Genomic DNA, 17,175 nt, shown 5'->3' with positions numbered 1-17,175 from the left:
GCGGTGTGCGGGGTGCAGGGGTGCCGTCTACAGATCGACGATCATCTCAAACCCGCCGTAAATCATGCGCCTGCCATCGAACGGCATATTGGCCGGATCCATGTACGCGGCCACGCGCGGATCGTTCATGACCTTGTCGTTGACCTCATCCCGCTTGGCGCGCGAGGCAAAAATAATCCACGAAAACACCACCACCTCGCCCTCTTCCAGCATCACGCTCTGCGGAAAGGACGTCAACTTGCCGGGCGGGGCATCGTCGGCCACCGTCTCGCGGAACTCCAGCGCGCCGTGCTCCTTCCACACCGCGCCGCATTCCTGCGCCATTGTCTTGTACGCCGCAAGTTTGTCCTTGGGCACCGGAATCACAAAACCGTCTACGTAAGCCATGGCTGTCTCCCAGGTTGTGAGACGGTCAGCGTAGCACGAAGCGCTTGCGGTAAGCGCCCGGTGTGGTGGCGGCAAGCCGGCGGAAATGATGCCGCAGCGATTCCTCCGAGCCAAAGCCGGCGCGCTCGGCGATCTGCGTCAGCGGCACATCAGGCTCCTCCAGCATCTCCTTGACGATGGCCACCCGTTCGCGGATCAGCCACTCGACCGGTCCCACACCAGTCGCCTGCTGAAATTGCCGCTGCAAGGTGCGCGGACTCATGGCCGCGCGCTCGGCCATGCTGGCCACGGTGTGCGGCAGCGCCGGATGGCTGCGCAGCCAGTCCATCAGCTTCGACAAACGCCCCTGCTCACCCTGCGCCATCGGACGCGGCAGGAACTGCGCCTGGCCGCCCTCGCGGTGCGGCGCCACCACCAGCCGCTGCGCCACCAGGTTGCCGACCTTGGCGCCATGGTCGCGCCGCACCAGGTGCAGCAGCATGTCCAGCCCGGCAGCCGAGCCGGCGGCAGTGATCACCTGGCCGTTATCCACATACAGGTGATCCGGCTGCACCTCGATCAGCGGATAACGCTGCGCCAGCTTCTCGGCATAGCGCCAGTGCGTGGTGGCGCGCTGGCCATCCAGCAGCCCGGCCGCCGCCAGCACGAACACGCCCGAGCAGATCGAACACAGGCGCGCGCCGCGCGCGTGGGCCGCGCGCAGCCAATCCAGCAATGGCGGCGGCGGCAACTCATCGGCATCGCGCCAGCCGGGAATGATGATGGTGTCCGCCAGCGCCAGCAGCTCCGGCCGGAACGGCGCCTGCACGGTGATGCCGCCGGCCGCGCGGATAGTCCCCTCCTCCACGGCGCAGACGGCGAAGTCGTACCAGTCGACGCCCAGTTCCGGACGCTCCAGCGCAAACAGTTCGACCGTGCAGCCAAACTCAAACGTGCACAGGCGATCGTATGCCAGCGCCACCACCAGATGTTTTTTCATGGCGCAATCTTACCGTAGATTGGCCTATGCGCCACTTCTGGCCGCAGCGGCGCGACCGCACAATGAGCGCTCAACGTCACAGGAGAAACCGATGTCCCGAGTTACCGCCATTCCCGCCGCCGACAGCGCCGCCGCGCTGGCCCACTTCGAAGCCAGCTTCCGCTACGAAACCGATTGCTGGGACGTGCACGACGTGCTGGCCGGCGGCCAGCCGGACTTCGTGCTGCTGGACGTGCGCGGCAGCGAGAAATACGCCGCCGGCCACGTGCCGGGCGCGCTGGATCTGGCGCACCGCAAGATCATCGGCTCGAAGATCGCCGAATTCCCGGCCGACACGCTGTTCGTGGTCTACTGCGCCGGACCGCACTGCAACGGCGCGGCCCGCGCCGCCGTACGGCTGGCGCAACTGGGCCGCCCGGTCAAGGTGATGCCGGGCGGGATCACCGGCTGGCTCGACGAAGGCTTTGCGCTTACCAGGGCAGCGGTATAGGCTGGCCGTCTGCATCGACCACCGGAACGGGTGATACCGCCAGCACGCCATATAGCGTAAGCTCTTCGCTGCCGGTATTGACGATCTGGTGCAGCTCATTGGGCTGGCACAGCAGCACCGTACCGGCGCCGACCGGGGTAGCGCTGCCGGCATGATGCATGACGCCGCTACCGCCGGTGAACACAATCACTTCCTCGCAATCGTGGCGGTGCAGCGGCGTGGCCACACCCGGTCCCAGCGACTGCTGCCAGATTTCAAACGCGCGGATGCCCTGCGCGGCCGAAGCCAGCGTCTGGTGGGTCAGGCCCGGCAGCGCAACGGCCGGGATCATATCGAGGTGGCGGACTTCCATGGGGGTTCCTTGTGGATAACAGTGAAGTTATTATCGGGGCCACCCCGCAGGAACGAAACGGCACACCATGTCTAAACCGATTGGACTCAAAGTCAACACGCCCGAGCTGATGAAGCAGCGCTCCTTCGTCCAGACCGTGCGCACCGGCGGCATCACCAGCGCCGCCAAGCTACTGGGCCTGACGCCGTCGGCGGTCAGCAAGAACATCGCCCGGCTGGAGGCGGAACTGGGCACGCAGCTGCTGGCGCGCGACAACCGCCATCTGACGCCCACCCAGCGCGGTCAGGAAGCCTATGTCGCCTATGCCGATCTGCTGGCGCAACTGGACCGGGTGCACGAGCAGCTGACGGCGCCGGCGGAGCTGGGCGGCCAGCTGTCGCTGTCGATCCCGTCCGGCACGCTGCCCTGGCTGACGCCGCTACTGGACGCCTACCGCGCCGCCTGTCCGCAAGTGCAGCTGCACCTGAACATCAGCGACGATTACAGTGACCTGGTGCGCGACCGCAACGACTTTGCGCTGCGCCTCGGCAGCCTGAAAGACAGCAATCTGCGCGCGCTGGCGCTGCCGGCCACGCCGCTCATCATCTGCGCCGCGCCAGCCTATCTGTCGCGCGCCGGCACGCCGCAACAGCCGGCGCAGCTGGCGTCACACGAAGGTTTGCTGTTTCGCCGCCCTGGCAGCGGCAGGATACGCCCGCTGGCATTACCGGCGGGCGCCGACGGCTGGCAGCCGCGCGCCGTGCTGGACGACGGCCAGGCCTTGGCGCACGCGGCGCTGGCCGGCTTCGGCCTGGCGCAGCTGCCGATGATGCTGGTGGCGGCCGAGATTGCCGATGGAAGGCTGGTGGAGGTGCTGCAGCCATATCGGCCAGCGCCGCTGGAATTGAATTTGCTGTATGCCGCCAGCCGCTGGCTACCGAGAACCGCCGATGCCTTCCTCGACGTCGCGCGGCGACATTTCTGGCCGGAGCGCGCCGGCCAGCAGCATCAGGCTTAGGAGCCCAGTGCTTTTTCGACGGCGCTGACCAGCTGCTTGTCGCTCGGCGTGACCTTGCTGCCGAAGTTGTTGACCACGTTGCCGTGGCGGTCGATCAGGTATTTGTGGAAGTTCCAGGCCGGCGCCTTGCCGGTCGCCTTGATCAGGTTGGCAAACAGCGGATTAGGCTCCTTGCCGGACACCACCGACTTGGCAAACATCGGGAATTTCACGCCGTAGGTGTTGTAGCAGAAATCCGCGATTTCCTTGCTGGAACCCGGCTCCTGCTGGCCGAAGTCGTTGGACGGGAAGCCCAGCACCACCAGGCCCTTGCTGCCGTACTTGGCGTACAGGCCTTCCAGGCCCTCGTACTGGTTGGTGAAGCCGCAGTAGCTGGCGGTGTTGACCACCAGAACCACCTTGCCGGCGTACTGGCACAGGTCTTGTGGGGCATCATCCTGCAGACGCTTGAAGGTCTGCTTGAGGATGGCCGGGCAACTGGCCGGGGCCGTCGCCGCTGGCGCAGCGGCGGGGGCGGCGGCAGGTGCTTGCGCAAACGCGGAGGCGCTGGCCAGGGCGGTCAGCGAGGAAACGAGGCAAAGCTGGGCGAAAGTCTTGGACATGGTGTCGACCGGAAAGAATGAGAAAAAATCATTCTAGTCCAAATTAGTTCCCCCCGCACGATTGGGCCAGATTAAGCAACCTGCGACCGACCGCGCTATCGTCGTCATTCCCGCAGGCGGCCGGTCCGCTGCCGCGGTCCATGGAACGCAAGCTCAGCATGGATTCCCGCGTGCGCGGGAATGACGGGCGTGCGGCGGAGGTAGCTATGCGAATCTTGTTGCGATGCTTGTTGCGATGCTTGCTGTGGTGCTTGCTGTGGCTCGCGGGCGTGGCGTGCGCCCAGGTCATCCCGCTGCCGGCGCTCGGCGCCGGCCAGGTCAGCGTTTCCGGCCTGTCGTCCGGCGCGTACATGGCGGTGCAGTTCCAGGTGGCGTTCTCGCGCACCGTCGTCGGCGCCGGGATCATCGCCGGCGGCCCGTATTTCTGCGCGCAGGGCAGCATCTACACCGCCACCACCAGTTGCAGCTGCACCAACGACTACTTCTCCTGCCGCGTGCGCCCCGGCGGCACCCGCGTACCGGACCTGATCGCCCTCACCGACTGGTTCGCCGCCGCGCAAAGCATCGACGCTACCAGCGCGCTGGCCAGCCACCGCATCTGGATGCTGTCCGGCAGCATCGACTCGGTGGTGCCGCAGCCGGTGATGAACGACCTGCTGAGCTACTACCGCCATTACATCGACGCCAACCGCATCGCCTACCAGCGCACGCTCGCCGCCGAACATGCCATGCCCACCGACAGCTACGGCAACAACTGCTCGGCGCTCGGCTCGCCCTACATCAACAACTGCAACTACGACGCCGCCGGCGAACTGCTCACCTGGATCTACGGCGCGCTGGCCGCGCGCAACACCGGCACGCTGACCGGCCGCTTCATCGCCTTCGACCAGTCAGAGTTCATCGCCGCACCGCGCTGGCATGGCATGGCGGACGTAGGCTACCTGTACGTGCCGCCGGGATGCGACAACGGCGGCTGCCGGCTGCACGTCGCCTTCCACGGCTGCCAGCAGAACCCGAACGCCATCGGCACCCTGTTCATCCGCCACGCCGGCTACAACGCCTGGGCCGACAACAACCGCCTGCTCATCCTGTATCCGCAAACCGCTGCCACCTACGCCAACCCGCGCGGGTGCTGGGACTGGTGGGCCTACGACGACACGCGCTACGCGCAAAAAAACGGCCGCCAGATGGCGGCCATCAAACGCATGGTGGACCGGCTGAGCGGCACCGCCCCGCTGGTGGTCATATGCCGCCGAGGCAGATGTACTTGATCACCAGGTAGTCCTCGATGCCGAGGTGCGAGCCCTCGCGCCCCAGGCCCGATTGCTTGACGCCGCCGAACGGCGCCGCCTCGGTGGAAATCAGGCCGGTGTTGACGCCCACCATGCCGCTTTCCAGCCCCTCGGCCATGCGCCAGATGCGGCCGACGTCGCGCGCATAGAAGTAGCTGGCCAGGCCAAACTCGCTGGCGTTGGCCAGCGCGACCGCCTCCTCGTCGGTCTGGAAGCGGAACAGCGGCGCCAGCGGGCCGAAGGTTTCCTCCTTCGCCACCAGCATGTCCGCGTGGACGTCGGCGATCACGGTCGGCTGGAAGAAGCTGTGCCCCAGCGCGTGGCGCTTGCCGCCCAACAGCAGCCGGCCGCCCTTGGACAGCGCGTCGGCCACGTGCTGCTCGACCTTTTGCACCGCCTTGTCGTCGATCAGCGGCCCTTGCGTCACGCCCTCCTCGACGCCGTTGCCGACCTTGAGCTTTTCCACCGCCGCCACCAGCTTTTGCGCGAAGGCCTCGTACACGCCGTCCTGCACGTAGATGCGGTTGGCGCACACGCAAGTCTGGCCGGCGTTGCGGTACTTGGAGGCGATGGCGCCTTCCACCGCCGCATCCAGGTCCGCATCATCGAGCACGATGAACGGCGCGTTGCCGCCCAGTTCCAGCGACAGCTTCTTGATGGTCGGCGCGCACTGCTCCATCAGCAGCCTGCCCACCTGCGTGGAGCCCGTGAAGGTCAGCTTGCGCACCAGCGGATTGGCGGTCATCTCGCCGCCTATGTCCTTCGACTTGCCGGTAACGACGCTGAACACGCCCGGCGGCACGCCGGCCCGTTCCGCCAGCACCGCCAGCGCCAGCGCGCAATACGGCGTGGCCTCGGCCGGCTTCAGCACCATCGGGCAGCCGGCCGCCAGCGCCGGGCCGGCCTTGCGGGTGATCATGGCGATCGGGAAGTTCCACGGCGTGATGGCGGCGCACACGCCGATCGGCTCCTTGGTCACCAGAATGCGGCGGTCCGGCCACGGCGAAGGCAGCGTGTCGCCGGCCACGCGCTTGGCCTCCTCGCCAAACCACTCGATGAACGAGGCGCCATACGCCACCTCGCCGCGCGACTCGGCCAGCGGCTTGCCCTGCTCCGCCGTCATCAGCCGCGCCAGGTCGTCGGTGTTTTCCAGGATCAGGTCATTCCACTTGCGCAGGATGCGCGCGCGTTCGGCGGCGGTTTTCTTGCGCCACGCCGGCCAGGCGGCGTTGGCGGCATCGATGGCGCGCCGGGTCTCGGCCGCGCCCATCACCGGCACGGTGCCGATTTGTTCGCCGGTGGCGGGATTGGTGACCGGCAGCGTGGCGCCGCCGTCGGCGTCAGTCCACTCGCCGTTGATGTAAGCCTGCTGGCGCAGCAGGCCGGGGTCTTTCAATTGCAGCATTCGTCATCTCCTTACTCCACGGTGAAGGACGACAGATCGGGATGCGGCGGCGGATAATGCAGGTCCATGCCTTCCAGCGTTTCCAGCAGCAGGCTGGCGACCACCAGGTTGCGATGGGTCTTGGAGTTGGCCGGCACCACGTACCAGGGGGCATGCGGCGCGTCCGTCTCGCGGATCGCCTTCTCGTACGCGCGCTGATAGTCGTCCCACTTTTCACGTTGCTTGATGTCTTCCGGATTGAACTTCCACTGCTTGTCCGGATCGTCCAGTCGTTCCTGCAGGCGTTCGCGCTGTTCTTCCTTCGAAATGTGCAGGAATACCTTGATGATCACTGTACCCGTTTCCGCCAGCATGCGTTCGAAATCGCGGATCTGTGCGTAACGTCGCGCACATTCGTCGTCATCGATCCAGCCTTGCACCTTGGTGATGAGCACATCCTCGTAGTGGCTGCGGTTGAAAATGGCGATTTCGCCCTTGGCCGGCACGTGCTGGTGCACGCGCCACAGGTAATCGTGCGCCAGATCGGTCTCGGTCGGCGCCTTGAACGCCACCGCGCGCAAGCCCATCGGGCTGATGCCCTTGAACAGCGCGCGTACCGTGCCGTCCTTGCCGCCGGTGTCCGTGCCCTGCAGGACCAGCAGCACCTTCTGCTTGTGCTGCGCGTACAGCTTGTCCTGCAGCGCGGCGATGCGGTCGATCAGCGCGGCGGTGCGCTCCAGGTCCAGCGCCTTGGCCTTGGACTTGCTCAGTTTCGGATTGGCGGCGCGGCTGGAGAAGGCGGCATCGTCCGCGTCCTTGTCGCGCAGCTTCAGTTTTGGGGTGGCGCGGAAGCGCTGTCGGGCATTATGTGTCATGGTATTGAGCTTATCATTGCGCGGCTAACTGCGCCGCGCGGTATCCCCACCAGGCGGCTTCCTCGAACACCGAGAAACCCGACAGGTCGGCATGGGCAAACAGGATGGGACCATCCACCTCGCGCAATGCTCGCATGCCGGCGTTGCTGCGGAAATTGGGCCAAGGGACAGCCATCGCATGCCCCCTCAGGGTGATGTCGACCCGCTCCACACAGGAGGCAAATTGCGCGCCATAGGCGGTGTGCAGGTCGGCGCTGGCCAGCGCCAGCAGCTCCTCCGGCTTGGCGGACGCCATCCAGTGGCGCGCCGTGCTGGCCTTGCGGTCGGACAGCGCGACATAGGCGCTGAACACCGTCTTGTCTGGCGGCCGCACGCGGATGTCCTGGTGGGTGGAGACCACGAAGCCCAGTCCCGGCTCGCTGTACACCACGTTGTCCCACGATAGCGGCTGGCTGGGCAGCTCGTCGGGGAAGCGCTTGAGCAGGAAGTTCGCCACCATCCACGGCGCATATTCCGGCGCGTGCTTCGACGCGTCGAAACCGTAGTCGCCGATGTTCTCCACCACCCGCGCCGCCACATAGGTCGGCATCGCGCAGATGGCTTTACGGGCGCGCACCAGATAGCTGGTCGGCTGGCCGTTTTCCAGCTTGAAGCACAGCGCTTCGACACCGTCGGCGGTCTTCTTCAGCGACACCGCCGTTCCCGCCATGCGCCTGACCGCCGCCGCGCGCTCGATGCCGGAAGCCAGCGGCTGCAAGCCACCCGGCCATGTCAGCCAGGCGCCATTGCCGGCGTTGGCCGCCTGCCCCCAACGGCTGCAGTAGTAATGCAGACCGGCCCACGCGGACACCTTGTCATAGCGGGTACCGTAGTCGTCGCGGCAGCAATAGTTCAGATACCAGTGCAGCGTGGGCGACTCGTAGCCGTGTTGATCCATCCACTGCTTGAGCGAGATGCGGTCCAGCGCCTGCCACTCGGCGTCCTCCGACGACAGCACGGTGGGGAACACGAAAATGCGGCGGCCATCGGCGCCATGCAGCTGCCGCAGACGGCGCACCTCGTCGAAGAAACGCTTGTGCTCATCGCGCTCCCACTGCGGCACGCCATCGGTGGGAATGAAGCCGTCCTGCCAGTGGCCGTTGAACAGCAACCGTTCCTCCGGCGCGTGCAGGATGAAGCGCTCGTCGTAGTAAGGCTTTTCCGCCAAGGCGTCCTTCTGGATGATGCCGAGGTCCGCCAGGATTTCGCGCACATGCGTGGATTCCGGCGACGGCAGCGGCAGATAGTGGGCGCCGGTCGGATATTCGTATTCGCCGAAGGCGCCGCCGGCCGCATTGCCGTATGGTTGCGGACCGTCGATCATCAGCACATCGGTCTTGCCCAGCTTTTTCAGCTTCCACCCGGCCACCAGGCCAGACATGCCGGAACCGAGAATCGCCACATCGGTGTGGATCACTTGCGATGGCGGCGGAATGAAGCGGCGGTCGCGCAGGTAATGGCCCTCGTCGCGCCCGACGTAATGCACGGTGGGCGTAATCTCCTGCCAGCGCTGGAACGCCAGTCCGCTGCCGGCGGCGGCCAGTCCGGAAGCGCCAGCCCACACGAGGAAGGAACGGCGCTGCATCAGCGGATCACCCGGCGCCAGTCCTGCTCGAATTCATGCACGAGCGACTGGGTGTTGAGACGGTTCGGTTCCATCGGCAGCGGCTTCATATCGGGCGGGAAGATGAACATCTCGCGCGTGGTGTCGGCGTTCAGGTAGCGCATCGGCAGGCGGTAACTGGTCGGCGGCGTGTAGCTGGCCTGCGGCGTGGCCAGGATGAAGCCCCACTCGCCGAACGACGGCACATAGGCGTGATACGGATAAGTCTTCAGGCCCACTTCGCGCAGCGTGGCATCGATGGTCCAGTAGGCATGCGGCGCGAAGAACGGCGACGTCGATTGCACCACCATCAGCCCATTCGCCGCCAGGTGCTTGCGCACCATGCCGTAGAACGGCACCGAATACAGCTTGCCCAGCGCGAAGCTGGAAGGATCGGGGAAGTCGACGATGACCGCGTCGAACATATCGTCATTCTGCTGCAGCCAGATGGCCGCATCGGCGTTGATCACCTGTACGCGCTTGTCGCTGAACGAGCCGTGATTGAGCTTGACCAGTTCCTCGCGGCGCGTGAAGGCGCCGGTCATGGCCGGGTCCAGGTCGACCAGCGTCACATGCTCGATGTTCGGATAGCGCAGGATCTCGCGCAGCGCCAGGCCATCGCCGCCGCCCAGCACCAGCACGCGCTTCGCCCACGGCATCGGCTGCAGCACCGGGTGCACCAGCGCTTCGTGATACCGGTACTCGTCGCGCGACGAGAACTGCAGGTTGCCGTTGATGTACAGGCGCGTATCGTCCTTCCACCTGGTGATGACCAGGCGCTGATACGGCGTGGTGGTGGCAAACACGATCTCGTCGCCGAACAGGCCATGCTCGCCCCAGTAAGTCAGCTTGTCGGCGAAGGCGAAGCCAAACACCAGCGCGCACAGCACCGCGCTGGCACGCAGCAAGCGGCCGGTGACGTTTTTCAGCTCTGTGGAAAAAGCCTTGATTGTCCACAGGGCCACGCCCACATTCAGCATCCCGAACAAAAAGCCGGTGCGCACCAGGCCCAGATGCGGCGCCAGCACCAGCGGGAACAGCAGCGACACCGCCAGCGCGCCGAGGTAGTCGAAGGTCAGCACCTTGCTGACCAGTTCATTGAAGGCGGTCTGCCGCGCGTTCAGCGCGCGCATCACCAGCGGCACCTCCATGCCGACGAAGGCGCCGACCAGGAACACCATGGTGTACAACAGCGTGCGGAATGGCGCCGCCATCCACGAGAAGGTCAGGAACAGCACCGCCGCCGACACGCCGCCAATCAGGCCGACGGCCAGCTCGATGTCGACAAAGCGCGCCAGTACATCCTCGTCCTTGACGTACTTGGACAGGTGCGCGCCGACGCCCATGGCAAACAGATAGCATCCGATAATGGTGGAAAATTGCAGCACCGAGTCGCCCAGCAGATAACTGGACAGCGCACCGGCAATCAGCTCGTACGCCAGTCCACAGGACGCCACGACAAACACGGACAAAATCAGAATCTTTTTGGTCATTTCCACTCGTTTGCATTATTATCAAGTAAATACTTTACCTGAAGGTGTGCCGTGCCCGCCATCCTAAACTATCTGATTCACCTGTTGCTGGCCGCCGTGCTGCTGGCCGTGTTCTTCAAGGCCTACACCTGGATGACGCCCTTCGACGAGGTGAAGCTGATCCGCGAAGGCAACCAGGCGGCGGCGCTATCGCTGGGCGGGGCACTGATAGGTTTTTCCATCACGATCGGTTCGGCGCTGATGCATACGCTCGACTACCAGCAGTTTTTCGCCTGGGCCTTCGGCGCGATGCTGATCCAGATGCTGGCCTACGCCATCACCACCCGGGTGCTGAACATGTCGAAAGACCAGATCGAAGCAAACAACACGGCGTTCGGCGGCCTGCTGGGCGCCATTTCCCTTTCCATCGGCGTGATCAACGGCGCCGGCATTTCCTGAGCGAGGACCATCATGGGTATCGGCAGCTTTATCAAGAAGCAGTTTATCGATGTACTGCAGTGGAACGAGGACACCGACGGCGTGCTGGCCTGGCGCTATCCAATGGCCGACCAGGAGATCCAGAACGGCGGCCAGCTGGTGGTGCGCGAATCGCAGGTGGCGGTGTTCGTCAACGAGGGCCAGGTGGCCGACGTCTTCGGACCCGGCACCCACACGCTGACCACGCGCACTCTGCCGGTGCTGACCAACCTGAAAAACTGGGATAAGCTGTTTGACTCGCCGTTCAAGTCGGACGTCTACTTCTTCAGCACCCGCGTGCAGACCGGCCGCAAATGGGGCACGCCGCAGCCGATCACCATCCGCGACAAGGACTTCGACATGGTGCGCGTGCGCGCCTTCGGCATGTACTCCTACCGCGTGACCAATGCCCGCGCCTTCTTCACGGAGGTCAGCGGCACGCGCGAGGTTTACACCCGCGACGAGGTGGAAGACCAGCTGCGCGGCATCCTGATGGCGACCATGGCCAGTTCGGTGGGCGCGTCGCAAGTGCCCTTCCTCGACATGGCGGCCAACCAGGCGCTGATGGCGCAGCAGGTCAAAGGCGACCTGACCACCGCCTTCGCGCGCTACGGCATCGCGCTGGATGAATTCAACGTGGCCAGCGTCAGCCTGCCGGAAGAACTGCAGGCGGCGCTGGACGAGCGCATCTCGGCCGGCATGAAGGGCGGCATGAGCGCCGACAAGCTGGCCGGCTTCACCAAGTACCAGGTGGCGAGTTCGATCCCGCTGGCGGCCGGCAACGAGGGCGGCCTGGCCGGCATCGGCGCCGGCCTGGGTGCCGGCGTGACGGTGGGCCAGGTGATCGGCCAGACGCTGGGCAGCACGCTGGCGCCGCAAGCCGCCGCGCCGGCAGCTCCCGCCGCTGGTTCCGCCACTGGTTCCGCGCCGGCCGAGGACTCGATCGAAGCGCGCCTCGAAAAGCTCAAGGGGCTGCTCGACAAAGGCCTGATCTCGGCCGCCGACTACGACAGCACCAAGGCCGAACTGCTGAAAAAACTGATCGGCTAACACTGCATGCAAATCGTTTCCTGTCCCAGCTGCGGCGCGGAGGTCACCTTCCGCTCGCACGCCTCGGTCATGGCGGTCTGCGAATATTGCAGCACGCGGGTGCTCAAGGATGCGGACGCGGTCAAGGACCTCGGCAAGATGTCGTCCGTGCTGGAGGACTATTCGCCGATCCAGATCGGCACCGCCGGCGTGCTCGGTGGCCGGCCGTTCACCGTGGTCGGCCGCATCCAGCTGCGCTATTCGGCGGGCATGTGGAACGAGTGGTATCTGCTGTTCGACGACGGCAAAACCTCATGGCTGGGCGATTCGTCCGGCATGTACACCATCACCGCAGAATACGACGGCGACATCAACACGCATCCATTCGAGGCGCTGGTGCCGGGCCGCAGTTACGGCATCGGCAATGGCGTGTACACGGCAGCAGAAATCCGCGTGGCCGACTGCATCGGCGGCCAGGGCGAGCTGCCGTTCAAGGTCGGCGACGGCTACCAGGCCAGGGTGGCCGACTTCCGCCGCGGCCTGGAATTCATCACGCTCGATTACTCCGACGGCCCGGAGCCGGTGGTTTACACCGGCATTGCCGTCACGCTGGACAGCCTGCAATGCCAGCTGCTGCGCGACGACGACACCATCCAGCGCGCCGCCGGACGCTATCGCGGCAAGCTGTCGGCGCTGGATTGCCCGTCGTGCGGCACACCAATCAAATACCTGCCCGGCATCACCGCCAACCTGGTGTGCCCGGCCTGCGCCACGCAGATCGACGCCGCCAGCCCGAAAGCGCAGGTGGTGGCGGTCGGCGAGCGCGTGGCGGCCGAGCCGCTGATGCTGGAACTGGGCGCGACCGCCAACATCAACAACCAGGACTTCTCCATCATCGGCATGATGCGGCGCGCCGACGACGAGGGCAACGCGTGGGACGAATACCTGATGTACGGGCCGCGCGCCGGCTTCTCGTGGCTGGTGCTGACCGAAGACGGCTGGTCCGGCGCCAACGTGCTGCCGGAGTGGCCGATGACGTACACGCCCGGCGCGTCGCAGGTGTTGGTGAATAAGGTTCAGTATTCGGCGTTGTACAGCTACCAGGCCAAAGTGACCTACGCGGTGGGCGCCTTCAACTGGCGCGTGTCGGTGGGCGACACGGCGCAGGTGGCGGAATTCCAGGCCGGCCAGCTGCGCCTGGCCGCTGAAACCACCGCCAGCGAGATGACCTGGTCGCGCTCCTCGCCGGTATCGGCCGACCAGCTGGCGATGTGGTTTGGCGACGGCTTCAAGGGCAAGGTCAAGGCGCCGTCGAAGAGCAAGCCGTTTGGCAACAACCGCTATCGCACGACGGCCAAGTACATCATCTGGTTCATGCTGGTGCTGAACGCGGTGCCGCTGCTGTTCAACTTCTCCGGCACCTGGTTCATCACCGTCATCGCCGCGCTGGCGATCTACCTGCCGGCGACCTTTCTCGACAACAACGACAACTCATGAGCAGATTCTTCATCTACGCGGTCATCGTGGTGCTGTTCAGCGCCGGCAGCAGCTGGACGCGGATGGCCGGCGGCGGCGCCTCGCGTGGCTACGGTTACGGCGGCAGCGCCTGGAGCTCGCACACCGGCGGTGGCGGCGGCAGCTGGGGCGGCGGCTCGGGCGGCGGAGGCCACAAGTGAAGCGCGAATCGCTGCCGGCCCACGTCGCTTCCGGTACCCACGTGCTGGCCGACCTGAATGGCATCCCTGCCGAAAAATTAAGCGACTGCGCGCTGCTCGAAACGCTGCTGCGCGACGCCGCCGAAGCGGCCGGCGCGCGCATCCTGTTCAGCCACTTCCACGCCTTTGGCGAAGGCCAGGGTGTGACCGGCGTGGTGCTGCTGGCGGAATCCCACATTACCATCCACACCTGGCCCGAATGCGGCTTCGCCGCCGCCGACATCTTCATGTGCGGCAGCGCCCAGCCGGAGTTAGCGCTCGCTCTCATCACCAGTGCGCTGCAGCCAGACGCTGCGCAAACCAACATCCACCGGCATGCCCGCGCCGCGGTGCCCGGCACAGGAGCGTAACCCGATGATGAGCCATCGCTTTGTCACCACAGCCGCCTTCCTGCTGGCCGCATCGGGCGGCGCGCGGGCGGCGGACATCACCGTCTTCGCCACCGTCGCGGCCAAATCGGCGTTGGAGCAAATTGTGCCGGCGTTTGAAGCCAGCAGCGGCCATCACGTGACGCTGCGCATTGCCACCACCGGCGAACTGAAATCCGAGATCGAAAAAGGCGCCCATGCCGACGTGGCGTTTCTGACCGTAGCCGCGTTGAATGAGTTGATCCAGCAAGGCAAACTGGATGGGGCGGGGCAGATTGCTGTCGCGCGCAGCGGCGTCGGCGTGGCGGTCGCCAGGGGCGCGCCGCAGCCAGCGATGGCCAATGCGGAAGATTTCAAGCGCACGCTGCTGGCGGCGAAATCGATCTCGTACTCGGCCCAGGGCGCGACCGGGCCAACCATGAAAAAAATCTTCGAGCAGTTCGGCATCGCCGACACCATGAACGCCAAGACCGTCATCATTAGCAAGATCACCGCACCGCAGGCGGTGGCGGCTGGTCAGGCGGAGATGGGGTTCACGCAGATCAGCGAAATCTTCGATGCCCCGGAGGCGCAGTTCGCCGGTCCGCTGCCGGCCGAGGTGCAGGTGTATTCGACCTTTTCAGCGGCGCCCTCGGCAGCGGCGAGCGATCGGGCCGCCGCCCAGGCCTTCGTCAACGCCCTCGCGCAGCCAGCCGCCAAGGCCATCCTCAAGGCGCGCGGACTGGAGCCGCTGTAGGCTGGCGCGCTGCCAGTTTTTTCAGCAGCGCCGGCAGGAAGATGATCAGTGAGTCGATCAGCATGTGGGCGATCATGCAGGCGACCAGGTCGCGCTGCCACAGGTAGAGCCCGGTCAGCAGGCCGCCGCCGAACAGCACGCCAACCAGGTGGCCGGGCGACCACCCGCTCAGGTGCGCCAGCGTGAAGACCGCCAGCGGCACCAGCGCGGCCAGCCACAGGCTACCGCTGAGTTCGGCCAGACGCTCGATCGGATAGCCGCGAAACAGGATTTCTTCGCTGACGCCGGCGGTCAGCACCACCGCCCAGCGAAACCAGGCGGGCGTGGCCATCAGCCGCGTCAGGCCGGCCTCGGAGTCGGCCGGCAGCGCCGCCTTGCCGCCCTTGCTGGCCTGGATGACCGACAGCACCGAGCTGGCCAGCACCGTCGCGCCCAACGCCACGCCGATCAGCCAGGCCACATGGTTGTCGGCGACGATGCCGATGCTGGCCAGCGGGCGTCGCTCCCACAGCAGCACCCAGGCCACCACGGCCAGGCAGCAGCCCCACATCGTCAGCAGGTGGCGCCGGAGGTTCATCGGCTGGCGCTTGCCCTCGCGGTAGAGGAAGGCGAACAGCGTGGGCAGGCCGAGCGACAGCAGCACGCCCGCAACGCTGGCGGACATGGTCATGCGATAGCCTGTTCCGCCGCCAGCGCGGCGTCTTTCTCGCGCGCGGCGACGGCGGCCGGCCGGTTGCTCACCCGCTGCACGTACTGCTCGATGACCGGCAGCTTGGGCACCAGGCCGAACATCATCATCCAGCCGAAGGCCGTGCCCCACAGGATGTCCAGCGCGCTGAACTGTTCGCCCAGCAGGTAGGGGCCCTTGCCCAGTTGCTCGACCAGCGTGTTGAACATGGTGTCGAAGTCGCCGTAGTGGCAGGCGGTCTTGTCGGCCGGCGGGTTCTTCATCCACTGGTCCACGATGGCCGGCTCGAAGCAGCTGCCGTAAAAGGCCATCCAGCGCAGATACGGGCCGCGCAGCGGATCGCCCAGCGGCGGCGCCAGTTTGGCCTCGGGAAACAGGTCGGCCAGGTACAGGTAGATGGCCACCTGTTCAGTGACGATGGCGTCGCCATGGCGGATCGCCGGCACCTTGCCCATCGGGTTGACGGCCAGGTAGGCCGGCTCGCGGTTTTCGCCCTTCTTCATGTTCATCACATGCAGGTCGTAGGGCGCGTGCAATTCTTCCAGCAGCGTCAGCACACCCGTCGAGCGCGAGTGGGGGCAGTGGTACAAGGTCAGTTGCGGTGCCATGAATTTCTCCTGGTGGTGGATGGAAAACTCACGATAACTCTTGCTAAGATGGGCGTCTTGTAAAAACGCGAACGCCTTATGACAACGCTGCAAAGTGTACCGCGTCCGACACGCGGTGTGGTAAATCCGGCGGCCGGCGAAAAGATGTTCCGGCTGGAGACGTTTGCGCCGGACGCCGACCTGGCGCCGTTCATCGAGCACTTCTGGCTGGTGGCGTGGACGCTGCCCGACGGCGTGGTGCACGTGCAGCGCACCCTGCCCTCGCCGTGCATCCACGTGGTGTTCGACGCCGGCCGCACGGCGGTGTTTGGCGTCATGACCGGCGCCTTCGAGTACACGCTGCGCGACAGCGGCCGCGTGCTGGGCCTGCGCTTCCGGCCGGGCGCGTTTCGCGGTTTTCTGCGCCAGCCGGTGCAGACCGCCACCAACCGCCAACTGCCGCTGTCGGCCGTGTTTGACTGCGATGATGCCGACGCCGAACGCAGCGTCATGAACGCGGCCGATGACGCCGCCATGGTGGCCGCCGCCAGCGCCATCATCCGCACCGCCCTGCCGGCGGTCGACCCGATGCAGGAGCGTATCGGCGGCATCCTGCTGGCGATCGAGCACAACGCCGGGATCACGCAGGTGCAGCAGCTGGCCGACCAGGTCGGCATCGGCGTGCGCAAGCTGCAGATGCTGTTCAAGGACTACGTCGGCGCCACGCCCAAGTGGGTCATCCGCCGCAACCGCCTGCTGGATGCCTCCGACCTGCTGGCCAAGGGCAGCGACATCGACCTGGCCGCGCTGGCCCAGCAGCTCGGCTACTACGACCAGGCCCACTTCACCACCGACTTCGAAAAACTGGTCGGCAAACCGCCGGCCGAATACCGCCGCAATTGCAAGGCCGAATAACCTCGCACGATACCGCGATCGTGCGTGCCTGCCTCGGCCATCAGCAATAAAAAAAGGCAGCCGAGGCTGTAATGCCGTTCAGTTAAGACTGAGCGGCATTTTTATTTTGCGGTGTTGTAAACGTAAGAAGAGCCTGTTAACCTGCGGCTCATGCTTGATGATGCGATTCACTATTTGGCTGAGAACCA

The 17,175-nt window shown here is 65.6% G+C and carries 20 protein-coding genes; 10 read left to right on the top strand and 10 right to left on the bottom strand.

All coding sequences use genetic code 11. The features are described from left to right. Window positions 1-27: 27 nt before the first annotated feature. A complete protein-coding gene (locus FHW58_RS20180) occupies window positions 28-387 on the bottom strand; it encodes a DUF1428 domain-containing protein (protein WP_179674971.1) in 360 nt (119 codons plus the stop codon). A gap of 25 nt (window positions 388-412) precedes the next feature. Further along, window positions 413-1,366: a transcriptional regulator FtrA gene (ftrA, locus tag FHW58_RS20175; protein ID WP_179674970.1), complete on the bottom strand. Its 954-nt coding sequence runs from the start codon at window positions 1,364-1,366 to the stop codon at window positions 413-415. Between the two features lie 91 nt (window positions 1,367-1,457). On the opposite strand from ftrA, the gene FHW58_RS20170 reads away from it, so the two are divergent. Further along, window positions 1,458-1,856: a rhodanese-like domain-containing protein gene (locus FHW58_RS20170; protein ID WP_179674969.1), complete on the top strand. Its 399-nt coding sequence runs from the start codon at window positions 1,458-1,460 to the stop codon at window positions 1,854-1,856. Here the strand turns inward: FHW58_RS20170 and FHW58_RS20165 are convergent. After that, window positions 1,837-2,208 (bottom strand): cupin domain-containing protein, encoded by a 372-nt coding sequence (locus FHW58_RS20165; protein WP_179674968.1) that lies wholly within the window; start codon window positions 2,206-2,208, stop codon window positions 1,837-1,839. The two genes, FHW58_RS20170 and FHW58_RS20165, sit on opposite strands and share 20 nt — an antisense overlap. A 67-nt stretch (window positions 2,209-2,275) precedes the next feature. On the opposite strand from FHW58_RS20165, the gene FHW58_RS20160 reads away from it, so the two are divergent. After that, window positions 2,276-3,205: a LysR family transcriptional regulator gene (locus FHW58_RS20160; protein WP_179674967.1), complete on the top strand. Its 930-nt coding sequence runs from the start codon at window positions 2,276-2,278 to the stop codon at window positions 3,203-3,205. Here the strand turns inward: FHW58_RS20160 and FHW58_RS20155 are convergent. Next, on the bottom strand, window positions 3,202-3,807 hold the full coding sequence (locus FHW58_RS20155) for a glutathione peroxidase (protein ID WP_179674966.1): 606 nt from the start codon (window positions 3,805-3,807) through the stop codon (window positions 3,202-3,204). The two genes, FHW58_RS20160 and FHW58_RS20155, sit on opposite strands and share 4 nt — an antisense overlap. A 251-nt stretch (window positions 3,808-4,058) precedes the next feature. Here FHW58_RS20155 and FHW58_RS20150 point away from each other — a divergent pair, with 251 nt between their 5' ends. Then, complete coding sequence (locus tag FHW58_RS20150) at window positions 4,059-5,078, top strand: PHB depolymerase family esterase (protein WP_229265418.1); 1,020 nt, start codon at window positions 4,059-4,061, stop codon at window positions 5,076-5,078. On the opposite strand, the gene gabD is transcribed toward FHW58_RS20150, so the two are convergent. Genes gabD through FHW58_RS20130 form a run of 4 tightly spaced genes read right to left on the bottom strand, consistent with a single transcriptional unit; the run spans window position 5,050 to window position 10,493 of the window. After that, the gene (gene gabD, locus FHW58_RS20145; protein ID WP_179674965.1) at window positions 5,050-6,504 is read right to left on the bottom strand and encodes an NADP-dependent succinate-semialdehyde dehydrogenase; all 1,455 of its coding nucleotides are present in this window, start codon (window positions 6,502-6,504) and stop codon (window positions 5,050-5,052) included. The genes FHW58_RS20150 and gabD overlap by 29 nt on opposite strands. Before the next feature lie 11 nt (window positions 6,505-6,515). Beyond that, window positions 6,516-7,358 carry a polyphosphate kinase 2 family protein gene (locus FHW58_RS20140; RefSeq protein WP_179674964.1) on the bottom strand — a complete coding sequence of 281 codons (843 nt, stop codon included), beginning with the start codon at window positions 7,356-7,358 and terminating at the stop codon, window positions 6,516-6,518. A 13-nt stretch (window positions 7,359-7,371) separates the two neighbouring features. Next, entirely contained in the window at window positions 7,372-8,982 is a 1,611-nt protein-coding gene (locus FHW58_RS20135) for an NAD(P)/FAD-dependent oxidoreductase (RefSeq protein WP_179674963.1), read from the bottom strand. Next, a complete protein-coding gene (locus tag FHW58_RS20130; RefSeq protein WP_179674962.1) occupies window positions 8,982-10,493 on the bottom strand; it encodes a polyamine aminopropyltransferase in 1,512 nt (503 codons plus the stop codon). The genes FHW58_RS20135 and FHW58_RS20130 overlap by 1 nt, the downstream gene beginning before the upstream one ends. A gap of 51 nt (window positions 10,494-10,544) precedes the next feature. On the opposite strand from FHW58_RS20130, the gene FHW58_RS20125 reads away from it, so the two are divergent. From FHW58_RS20125 to FHW58_RS20100, 6 genes are read left to right on the top strand one after another with little or no spacing between them, the layout of a single operon-like run. Then, window positions 10,545-10,931, top strand: a complete 387-nt coding sequence (locus FHW58_RS20125) for a DUF350 domain-containing protein (protein ID WP_373996712.1) — start codon at window positions 10,545-10,547, stop codon at window positions 10,929-10,931. A 12-nt stretch (window positions 10,932-10,943) separates the two neighbouring features. Further along, entirely contained in the window at window positions 10,944-11,999 is a 1,056-nt protein-coding gene (locus tag FHW58_RS20120) for an SPFH domain-containing protein (RefSeq protein ID WP_179674961.1), read from the top strand. 6 nt (window positions 12,000-12,005) lie between these two features. Further along, window positions 12,006-13,475, top strand: a complete 1,470-nt coding sequence (locus FHW58_RS20115) for a DUF4178 domain-containing protein (protein ID WP_179674960.1) — start codon at window positions 12,006-12,008, stop codon at window positions 13,473-13,475. After that, complete coding sequence (locus FHW58_RS20110) at window positions 13,472-13,654, top strand: hypothetical protein (protein WP_179674959.1); 183 nt, start codon at window positions 13,472-13,474, stop codon at window positions 13,652-13,654. The genes FHW58_RS20115 and FHW58_RS20110 overlap by 4 nt, the downstream gene beginning before the upstream one ends. Then, entirely contained in the window at window positions 13,651-14,043 is a 393-nt protein-coding gene (gene speD, locus FHW58_RS20105; protein ID WP_179674958.1) for an adenosylmethionine decarboxylase, read from the top strand. Before FHW58_RS20110 ends, speD begins: the two co-directional genes overlap by 4 nt. A 4-nt stretch (window positions 14,044-14,047) precedes the next feature. Then, window positions 14,048-14,797: a substrate-binding domain-containing protein gene (locus tag FHW58_RS20100; protein ID WP_179674957.1), complete on the top strand. Its 750-nt coding sequence runs from the start codon at window positions 14,048-14,050 to the stop codon at window positions 14,795-14,797. Here the strand turns inward: FHW58_RS20100 and FHW58_RS20095 are convergent. Beyond that, window positions 14,769-15,467: a CPBP family intramembrane glutamic endopeptidase gene (locus tag FHW58_RS20095; protein WP_179674956.1), complete on the bottom strand. Its 699-nt coding sequence runs from the start codon at window positions 15,465-15,467 to the stop codon at window positions 14,769-14,771. The two genes, FHW58_RS20100 and FHW58_RS20095, sit on opposite strands and share 29 nt — an antisense overlap. Further along, complete coding sequence (locus tag FHW58_RS20090) at window positions 15,464-16,093, bottom strand: glutathione S-transferase family protein (protein ID WP_179674955.1); 630 nt, start codon at window positions 16,091-16,093, stop codon at window positions 15,464-15,466. Before FHW58_RS20090 ends, FHW58_RS20095 begins: the two co-directional genes overlap by 4 nt. A 78-nt stretch (window positions 16,094-16,171) precedes the next feature. Here FHW58_RS20090 and FHW58_RS20085 point away from each other — a divergent pair, with 78 nt between their 5' ends. Then, window positions 16,172-16,987 carry a helix-turn-helix domain-containing protein gene (locus tag FHW58_RS20085; RefSeq protein WP_179674954.1) on the top strand — a complete coding sequence of 272 codons (816 nt, stop codon included), beginning with the start codon at window positions 16,172-16,174 and terminating at the stop codon, window positions 16,985-16,987. Window positions 16,988-17,175: the final 188 nt, after the last annotated feature.

Source organism: Duganella sp. 1224 (assembly GCF_013408245.1).
Classification (GTDB): domain Bacteria; phylum Pseudomonadota; class Gammaproteobacteria; order Burkholderiales; family Burkholderiaceae_D; genus Rugamonas.
This window is presented reverse-complemented; position numbering and strand designations above follow the sequence as displayed.